This window comes from Aeromonas bivalvium (assembly GCF_000819765.1).
GTDB classification, from domain to species: Bacteria; Pseudomonadota; Gammaproteobacteria; order Enterobacterales; family Aeromonadaceae; genus Aeromonas; species Aeromonas bivalvium.
Genome location: NZ_CDBT01000063.1, coordinates 307,821 through 314,060, shown reverse-complemented (window position 1 = coordinate 314,060; position 6,240 = coordinate 307,821). Strand labels below are relative to the sequence as shown.

Annotated in this window: 8 protein-coding genes and 2 tRNA genes; all 10 read right to left on the bottom strand. The window is 59.7% G+C overall.

Annotated elements, in window-relative coordinates:
• The 10 genes from BN1119_RS19600 to BN1119_RS19555 all read right to left on the bottom strand — a co-directional run bounded on the left by BN1119_RS19600 (position 1) and on the right by BN1119_RS19555 (position 6,212).
• A tRNA-Val gene (locus BN1119_RS19600) sits at positions 1-76 on the bottom strand.
• Positions 77-110: 34 nt separating this feature from the next.
• Positions 111-186: transfer RNA gene (locus BN1119_RS19595), tRNA-Lys, on the bottom strand.
• A 173-nt stretch (positions 187-359) separates the two neighbouring features.
• Positions 360-1,172 carry a tol-pal system protein YbgF gene (ybgF, locus tag BN1119_RS19590; protein ID WP_042002241.1) on the bottom strand — a complete coding sequence of 271 codons (813 nt, stop codon included), beginning with the start codon at positions 1,170-1,172 and terminating at the stop codon, positions 360-362.
• Positions 1,173-1,184: 12 nt separating this feature from the next.
• Positions 1,185-1,709, bottom strand: coding sequence for a peptidoglycan-associated lipoprotein Pal (gene pal / locus BN1119_RS19585; protein WP_042002236.1), 525 nt, complete (start codon positions 1,707-1,709; stop codon positions 1,185-1,187).
• Positions 1,710-1,758: 49 nt separating this feature from the next.
• Positions 1,759-3,084, bottom strand: a complete 1,326-nt coding sequence (gene tolB / locus BN1119_RS19580) for a Tol-Pal system beta propeller repeat protein TolB (protein WP_042002234.1) — start codon at positions 3,082-3,084, stop codon at positions 1,759-1,761.
• A gap of 91 nt (positions 3,085-3,175) precedes the next feature.
• Positions 3,176-4,324, bottom strand: a complete 1,149-nt coding sequence (gene tolA, locus BN1119_RS19575) for a cell envelope integrity protein TolA (protein ID WP_042002232.1) — start codon at positions 4,322-4,324, stop codon at positions 3,176-3,178.
• A 5-nt stretch (positions 4,325-4,329) separates the two neighbouring features.
• Positions 4,330-4,776, bottom strand: a complete 447-nt coding sequence (gene tolR, locus BN1119_RS19570; protein WP_042002229.1) for a protein TolR — start codon at positions 4,774-4,776, stop codon at positions 4,330-4,332.
• A complete protein-coding gene (tolQ, locus tag BN1119_RS19565) occupies positions 4,776-5,465 on the bottom strand; it encodes a protein TolQ (RefSeq protein WP_042002226.1) in 690 nt (229 codons plus the stop codon). The genes tolR and tolQ overlap by 1 nt, the downstream gene beginning before the upstream one ends.
• Positions 5,455-5,862: a tol-pal system-associated acyl-CoA thioesterase gene (gene ybgC / locus BN1119_RS19560; RefSeq protein WP_042002221.1), complete on the bottom strand. Its 408-nt coding sequence runs from the start codon at positions 5,860-5,862 to the stop codon at positions 5,455-5,457. Before ybgC ends, tolQ begins: the two co-directional genes overlap by 11 nt.
• 104 nt (positions 5,863-5,966) lie before the next feature.
• Positions 5,967-6,212, bottom strand: coding sequence for a cyd operon YbgE family protein (locus tag BN1119_RS19555; protein WP_174217908.1), 246 nt, complete (start codon positions 6,210-6,212; stop codon positions 5,967-5,969).
• Between the last annotated feature and the right edge of the window lie 28 nt (positions 6,213-6,240).

Below are 6,240 nucleotides of genomic sequence, written 5' to 3'. Positions count from 1 at the left end.
TGGTGGTCGTTACTGGGCTCGAACCAGTGACCCCCTCCTTGTAAGGGAGGTGCTCTCCCAGCTGAGCTAAACGACCTGGGAATCTGTCCATCTCGTGGATGGTGAAATGATGGTGGGTCGTGCTGGGTTCGAACCAGCGACCAATTGATTAAAAGTCAACTGCTCTACCGACTGAGCTAACGACCCTCACCACTGCCGCCTCGACTACATGACTGTACCGACGCTGACGGCGGCCTATAATACGGATTTAAATTCCTGGTGCAATAGAAAAATCTTAATTTAAACCCGTTTGCTCACTGCGCGTACAAACTGCCGTCACATTTACAAGAGTGTTACGAAAACAACCACCTAGCGCAATGTTACAGCTTGTCGAGGCTCTGCTTGGCCAGCTGTGCCGGCGAGGTATTGGGATACCCCTTGATCACCTGCTCATAGTAGCTTTTAGCCTGGGCCTTGTTGCCATCCAGCTGAGCGATCATGCCCAGCTTGACCAGGGCGTCCGCCCGCTTGGGCGACTTGCCGTACTTGTCAGCCAGGGTCTTGAACTGGGCGCTGGCGCCGGGTCTGTCACCCTTGTTGAACAGCAGCTGCCCCAGCCAATAGTGGGCATTGGGCACATAGCTCGAGTCCGGGAACTGCTTGATGAAGCCCTGGAATGCCGGGATCGCCTTGTCGTAGTTCTTGTCCTTGAGCACCAGATTGACGGCCGAGTCGTAGGCCTGATTCTCATCCTGGTTGCTGGAGTAGGTGGCGGCTGTGGCTGCGGTTGCGCTCGCCGCCGTGGCGGCTGCCGCTGCGGCGGGTGCAGCCTGCTGGCTGCTCACCTTGTCGAGCTCCTGATAGAGCTGACGCTGGCGCTCCTGGGACTGCTCCATCTTGTAGCTCTGCTGCTCCAGCTGGCCACGCAGGTCGGCCACCTCCCCTTGCAGGGAGTCCACCTGCTGCTGCAGATCTGCTTGCAGACGCAGACGGGCATTGAGGGTGCGCTCCAGCAGCGCCACCCTGTCCTCCAGGCTGCCTGAGGGCACGATGGCACCCGCATTGCTGCCGAAGGCGGCGGTGACGGCACTGTCGCCACCCGAGAGATCGGTCACGGGCGCCGCGGCGTGGGCCCCCATGCTAAATAGAAGTGCGGCCATCGAAATGGCCGCATGTTTATACACAAGATTCATCCGAATGAAACCTTAGTAGACCAGAACCGCACGACGGTTCTTGGCAAAGGCATCCTCGGTGTGAGACAGGTCCAGCGGCTTCTCTTCGCCATAGCTGACGATGGACAGCTGCTCGGCCTGCACACCCAGGGTTTGCAGATACTTGGCAACGGCCTTGGCACGACGCTCGCCCAGGGCGATGTTGTACTCCGGGGTACCGCGCTCGTCGGCGTGGCCTTCGATCAGGACTTTCACGGACGGGCGCTCACGCAGGTAGCTGGCGTGAGCATCCAGCAGGTCGGCGTACTGACCCTGGATGTCGTAACCGTCGTACGGGAAGAAGATCACGTTGTCGCGCTGCAGCGCTTCGAACTTCTGACGCATCTGCTCTTCCGGGGACAACAGGCCGTTGGCGCCACCGGTTTGAACCCCACCCATGCCGTCGGTCATGCCCGCTTCGGCGCCGGAGGCGTCGGAGTCGGAAGAAGAACTACAGGCGGCCAGGGTGAACAGTGGCAGTGCGATGGCCAGACCCTTGAGCAGTTTATTGAGTTGCATGCTATTTCCTTAAACCTTTATAACAAAACAAAAAACAATCGAATTTTTATCAATTCAAAAAGGGCGACCAAGCTGGCGCACGTATTTCCCCACTGCTCGTCGGCAGGACTGCCTTGAAGCGACCATCGGTCGAGACCAGAGCCAGGCTCTTGCGTCCTTGATAGATGGTGGAGTAGATGATCATGCTGCCATTAGGAGCCACACTTGGCGACTCATCCAATGCACTCTGGGTCAGTACCAACATGGCTCCACTCTCCATATCTTGCCGAGCGATGCGATACTGTCCCTGTTCCCGGGTGACCACTATCATGGACTTACCGTCCGCTGTCATGGACGCACCCTGGTTCGAATCCCCTTCCCAGGTGATGCGACGAGTGGCGCCAGTGGCCAAATTTACGCTATAAATCTGGGGTTTGCCACCACGTTCAGAGGTGAACAGCAAACTTTGTCCGTCCGCCGCCCAGGAGGGTTCAGTGTCTATGGTGCGGCTGTTGGTGACCCGGGTCAGCTGCTTGCTAGCCACATCAATCACATAGATATCCGGCTGGCCATCCTTGGAGAGAACGATAGCCAATCGGCGACCATCCGGAGACCATTCAGGCGCCCCGTTGATGCCGCGGAAGCTGGTGATCAGACTACGCTGCTGGCTATAGATATCCTGCACATAGATCTCGGATTTCTGGTTCTCGAAGCTCACATAGGCCAGCTTGCTACCATCGGGCGACCAGGCGGGAGACATCAGCGGCTCGCGGGAGCGCAGCAGGGTCTTCTCGTTGTAGCCGTCGTAATCGGAGATGCGCAGCTGATAGGGGAACTGGGTCCCCTGCTCCACCGACACATAGGCCAGGCGGGTCAGGAAGGCACCGCGCTCGCCGGTCAGGCGCTCATAGACGATGTCCGAGATACGGTGGGCAAACTGACGCATCTGGGCACCCGGAATGGTGGCCATGCGGCTGTCGAGGATGTAGCCGTTCGCTTCGCCGCCCTGGGTCTTGGCCAGCTGCCCCTTGAGCACGTCGACCAGCTCGAAGTTGACCTTGTAGGCACCGTTGCCGGCCGGCGCTATGGTGCCGACCACCACGGCTTCCACCCCCTGCGAGGCCCAGGGAGCGAAGTCGATTTCGCCACTGGTGCTCGGGGTCTGCGGCATCTGGCCGCGGGCCAGGGGCTTGAACTTGCCGCTGCGCATCAGGTCATTGGAGACCACTTCCGCTATGTCCTGGGGCAGCTGACCTTCACCGCTCCACTTGAAGGGGGCGACGGCGATGGGACGCGCGCTGTCGATGCCACCGGTGATGACGATGTCCAACGCCGCCTGGGCGCTCTGACCCATCAACAAGCAGCCAACCAAAGCAAAAAACACTTTTCTTATCATGGCTTAAGTACTCGGTTCCAATAAAAATGAGAGGTTAACGTCCTTGCTCTGCAGACGGGGTAGACCCTGGACACTGTCCGCCCCGTCCCGCTTAGATGCTAGGTTCCAGCTTGAGGTTGAACTCCTTGAGCATCTCGAATGCCGCCGGATCCTTGGGCACCGGCAACTGATTCGCCTTCAGCACAGCCGCCCTGCCGGATCGGCAGACCGCGGGATCACCCTGGCCGTTGTCGACCGAGATGACGAAACCGCTGCTGGCCAATTTGACACCGATAGTACATGTTTTGCCCCGCATGGTGGGATCCAAAATCATGTAACGCTCCACCGTGGCCTTGATGAGGGCGGCATATTTATCGACCTCCCCCCGGGCTGCCGCCGATGCAGCCTGACTGCGGGCATTGGCCTCCGCCGCCATCTGTGCCTGCATCTGGGCCTCCAGTTGCGCCTGCAGTTTGGCCTCCTCGGCCGCCTTGCGTTTGCGCTCGGCCTCGGCTTTCGCCTTCTTGTCGGCTTCTTCCTTCGCTTTCTTCTCCGCGTCAGCTTTTGCCTTCTTGGCCGCCTCTTCCTTGGCTTTCTTGTCGGCTTCGGCCTTGGCTTTCTTCTCGGCTTCCGCCTTGGCCTTCTTGTCCGCCTCGGCTTTGGCTTTCTTCTCGGCCTCCGCCTTGGCCTTCTTGTCCGCCTCGGCCTTGGCTTTCTTCTCGGCCTCGGCCTTGGCCAGCTTCTCCTGGGCCTCTTTCTGTTCTTGTTCCTTTTTCTTCTTCAGCGCCAGCGCCTTGCTCTCGGCTTCGGCGGCCTTGCGCTCGGCTTCTGCCTGCTGGGCCTTCTGTTCTGCCAGCTTGCGAGCCTGCTCCGCCTGCTCGGCCCGTTCCTCGGCCTGTTTCTGCTCGGCTTGCTTCTTCTGTTTCTCGGCTTCGGCCTTGCGGGTCGCCTCTTCGGCCTCCTTGCGCTTGACCTCGGCGATGCGCAGCCGTTCCTGCTCCAGCTCCCGGGCCTGCTTGGCCTGATCTATCTCGGCCTTCACCGCCGGCTTGTTCTGTTGCTGGGCCTGCTGTTGCTGGATCTTCGCGGCCTGTTCGGCAAGAAACTCGTCATCCAGCATCACCGCATTGACTATCTGGGCCGAGGAGGCAGGCCGCTTGGGCTTGCTGAAGTCGACACCGACCAGCAGTATGATGCCGATGATCAGGTGCAGCAGCAGCGAGACGATGAGATAACCGGAAATACCACGCTTCACATCCATCTCCGTCAGTTCACCGGATCCGTCATCAGACCGACCTGGGGCACGCCCGCCTTCTTCAGGGCGACCATCAGCAGGATCACCTCTTCGTAACGCACGGACTTGTCACCGGCCACCACCACGGGGGCATTCTGGTTGACCGCGAGATAGCCCATGGCCTGCTCTGTGATGAATTGCTGCATCGCCTCGGGGGAGCCAGGGGGCACGGGCTCATCGTCCGCCTCCCCCGCCTTGATCACATACTCGCCTTCGGTGTTGACGCTGACGATGAAGGGGGGCTTGGCATCCTCGGGCAGCTGCTCGGACTCCGCCTGGGGCAGATCCACCTTGACCCCTTGGGTGATCACGGGCGTCACCGCCATGAAGATGATGAGCAGCACCAGCATGACGTCGATATAAGGCACCACGTTGATCTCGGCCACCTTCTTGCGCCGGATCCGCTGATAGGTTTGCATTACTGGTCACCCTGCTGCTGCGCGATCTGACGGTTCAGTATGGTGGTGAACTCGTCCATGAAGTTGGCGTAGGCGTTCTCAAGCCGTTCTACCTTGTTGGAGAAACGGTTGTAGAAGATAACCGCCGGGATGGCGGCAAACAGCCCCATGGCGGTGGCGATCAGCGCCTCGGCGATGCCGGGTGCCACCATCTGCAGGGTCGCCTGCTGCACCTGACCCAGGGCGATAAAGGCGTTCATGATGCCCCAGACGGTGCCGAACAAACCGATATAGGGGCTGATGGAGCCCACGGTCGCCAACACCGGCAGGTTGGATTCCAGATCGTCTACCGCACGGGAGAGGGAGACCCGCATGGCACGGTATGTACCGTCCATCACCGCATCTTGGCCACGGGCACCGGCCTTGAGCAGGCGGGCGTACTCCTTGAAGCCGGAGTAGAAGATGTCTTCCATGCCTTCGATGTCATCGCGGCGGGCGGAGGACTCCTGATAGAGACGATTGAGATCCACACCGGACCAGAATCTGTCCTCGAATTGCTCGGATGCCAGGTTGGCCGCCTTGATCACCTTGGCGCGCTGGATGATCAGCGCCCAGGAGACGACGGACATGCCCATCAGGGTCAACATGACCAGTTTGACCAACAGGCTGGCTTGCCAGAACAGACCAATAAACGAAATTTCAGCGTGCACTTAACAGCACTCCCTTCACATTTTCAGGTATTGCAACAGGTTTCATCATCGGGTGGCTGACACAGGCTATCTGTACCATGGCCTGGGTGATCAGCCGCCCATCAGCCGCCAGTATCCGCTGCGAGAAGCGCATGGAGGCGCGTTTCACTTCGGTCACTTGCGTCATTACGGTCAGTAATTCGTTGAAGCGGGCCGCCGAACGAAAATCGATCTCGGTCCGGCTCACCACGAAGGCGATGCCAAGATCGAGCAGCAGGTCCTGCTCTATGCCGCCGGCGCGCAAAAACTCGGTGCGGGCCCGCTCCATAAACTTGAGATAATTGGCGTTGTAGACGATGCCCCCGGCGTCTGTGTCTTCGTAGTAGACCCGTACCGGAAACTCAGTAACTTCCCCCATAACAATCTGTGATCCATTCGACAGTCTGATGGGGGGCTATCATAGCGCAGGGGTGCATAGGAAAGAAGCAGGGGGAGACAGGGAAATCCTGTCTCCCCCCGTTTTTATGGCAGGAAGTAAGTGTGTGTCAGCCAGAGCCCATAGAGCAGGCTTGGCCAGGCCAGCCAGGGGCAGAACAAGAGTCTGCCAATCAGGCTGCGGGGATGGAATCCCAGGCCGTGCATCACGCCGCAACTGACCGCCCACATCAGCCAGGGCGCGACCCAGTGGCCGTGCTCGCTGGTGTTGGCTGCGACCAGATTGGGCGCCTGCAAGATGGCGACGGCCAGCAGGGCCGCCGCCAGCAACATCAGCCCCTGCCACGGCTGGCGCTCCAGG

Coding starts and splice junctions, on each gene's coding strand:
- tolA (WP_042002232.1), bottom strand. CDS start 4,324: ATGGATGTGAAGCGTGGTATTTCCGGTTATCTCATCGTCTCGCTGCTG.
- tolB (WP_042002234.1), bottom strand. CDS start 3,084: ATGATAAGAAAAGTGTTTTTTGCTTTGGTTGGCTGCTTGTTGATGGGT.
- ybgC (WP_042002221.1), bottom strand. CDS start 5,862: ATGGGGGAAGTTACTGAGTTTCCGGTACGGGTCTACTACGAAGACACA.
- BN1119_RS19555 (WP_174217908.1), bottom strand. CDS start 6,212: ATGTTGCTGGCGGCGGCCCTGCTGGCCGTCGCCATCTTGCAGGCGCCC.
- pal (WP_042002236.1), bottom strand. CDS start 1,709: ATGCAACTCAATAAACTGCTCAAGGGTCTGGCCATCGCACTGCCACTG.
- tolR (WP_042002229.1), bottom strand. CDS start 4,776: ATGCAAACCTATCAGCGGATCCGGCGCAAGAAGGTGGCCGAGATCAAC.
- ybgF (WP_042002241.1), bottom strand. CDS start 1,172: ATGAATCTTGTGTATAAACATGCGGCCATTTCGATGGCCGCACTTCTA.